We start from the raw sequence: 1934 nt of genomic DNA on the forward strand, positions 1-1934 counted from the left end.
GCGCCGACGCCCGCAATCCCGGCATCCATGCCGAGGAAGCCTTCATCAAGGGCGCGATCGAGGTGCAGGACGAGGGCTCGCAGCTCGCAGCGCTGCTGTCGGCCGCCAAACCCGGCGAGCAGGTGATCGACCTCTGCGCCGGCGCCGGCGGCAAGACGCTGGCGCTGGCGGCGATGATGCAGGGCAAGGGACGGCTGATCGCGACCGACCGCGACAAGCGGCAACTCGCGCCGATCCACGAGCGGCTGTCCCGCGCCGGCGTTCATAACGCCGACGTGCGCACGCCGAAGGGGGACAGCGATCCGCTGTCCGACATCAGGTCCTCCGCCGATCTGGTGCTGATCGACGCGCCCTGCACCGGCACCGGCACCTGGCGGCGCAACCCGGACGCCAAATGGCGGATGCGCCCCGGTGCGCTCGAGGTGCGGCTGAAGGACCAGGTCGAGGTGCTGGATCGCGCCGCCGCCCTGGTCAAGCCGGGCGGGCGGATCGCCTATGTCACCTGCTCGGTATTGCCGCCGGAAAACGGCGAGCAGGTCCGAAGCTTTCTGGCGCGGCATCCGCAGTTCAGCGTGGTGCCGCCGTCACAGACGGTGAGCGTGCTGTGGGACAGAGCGGAGGACTTCGCGAAGGCGGCGCTGCAATCCGCCGAAGGCTGGCTGATGACGCCGCGCCGCACCGGGACGGATGGATTTTTTGTGTCGCTTCTGAAAAAGCAGGCGCTGCCCTAGGTCCGGGGCGGGCCAAAGCTGCCTCCCGTCATTGCTAGGAGCAGAGCGACGAAGCAATCCATCTTTCGGCGTAAAAAAGCGTGGATTGCTTCGCTTCGCTCGCAATGACGGCGGATGGAAGCCCCCTTGAGGGTTGCGAGCCCGCGCGGCGTCGCGTAATTGCTGTCCATGACTTCAGCACAGCCCGCCCGCGAGCCGATGCCGCCTTTGGCCTCGGCGCATGACAAGATTCTGATTGTCGATTTCGGCAGTCAGGTGACGCAACTGATCGCGCGCCGGGTGCGCGAGGAGGGCGTCTATTCCGAAATCGTGCCGTTCCAGAAGGCGGAAGCGGCGTTTCTCGAGATGAAGCCGAAGGCGGTGATCCTGTCCGGCGGGCCGGAATCGGTCCATGAGGAAGGCTCGCCGCGGGCGCCGCAGGCAATCTTCGATTCCGGTGTGCCCGTGCTCGGCATCTGCTACGGGCAGATGACGATGGCGGCCCAGCTCGGCGGCGAGGTTCAGGGCAGCCACGCCAGAGAATTCGGCCGCGCCGATCTCGAGGTGAAGGCTGCCAGCCAACTGTTCGATTCCACCTGGGGCATGGGTGAGCGGCATCCGGTGTGGATGAGCCACGGCGACCGCATCACCAGAATGCCGCCGGGTTTTGTCGTGGCCGGTACCAGCGCGAATGCGCCATTCGCGGTGATCCAGGACGAGGCGCGCAAATATTACGGGCTGATGTTCCACCCCGAAGTGGTGCATACCCCGGACGGCGCCAAACTGATCCGCAATTTCGTGCGCAAGGTCGCAGGCCTCACCGGCGACTGGACCATGCGCGCCTTCCGCGAGGAGGCGATCGAGAAGATTCGCGCCCAGGTCGGCAAGGCCAAGGTTATCTGCGGCCTGTCCGGTGGCGTCGATTCCGCCGTCGCGGCGGTGCTGATCCACGAGGCGATCGGCGACCAGCTCACCTGCGTGTTCGTCGATCACGGCCTGTTGCGGCGGAACGAGGCCGAGACCGTGGTCGACCTGTTCCGCCATCACTACAATATCCCGCTTGTTCATGTTGATGCGTCGAAGCAATTCCTCGGCGAACTCGCAGGGGTCACCGACCCCGAGCTCAAGCGCAAGACCATCGGCCGTTTGTTCATCGATGTGTTCGACGCGGAAGCCAAGAAAGTCGGCGGCGCGGAATTCCTGGCCCAGGGCACGCTCTATCCC

2 protein-coding genes are annotated in these 1934 nt (G+C 65.9%); both read left to right on the forward strand.

What is annotated here, in order from left to right; genetic code table 11:
- On the forward strand, positions 1-731 hold a 731-nt coding region (locus WCE35_RS00620), incomplete at its 5' end, for an RsmB/NOP family class I SAM-dependent RNA methyltransferase (protein ID WP_424591414.1).
- A gap of 168 nt (positions 732-899) precedes the next feature.
- Positions 900-1934: glutamine-hydrolyzing GMP synthase (gene guaA, locus WCE35_RS00625; protein ID WP_424591415.1), on the forward strand; the 1035-nt coding region annotated here is incomplete at its 3' end.

Origin of the sequence: Bradyrhizobium sp., from assembly GCF_049691595.1 — a bacterium.
Taxonomy (GTDB): Bacteria; Pseudomonadota; Alphaproteobacteria; order Rhizobiales; family Xanthobacteraceae; genus Bradyrhizobium.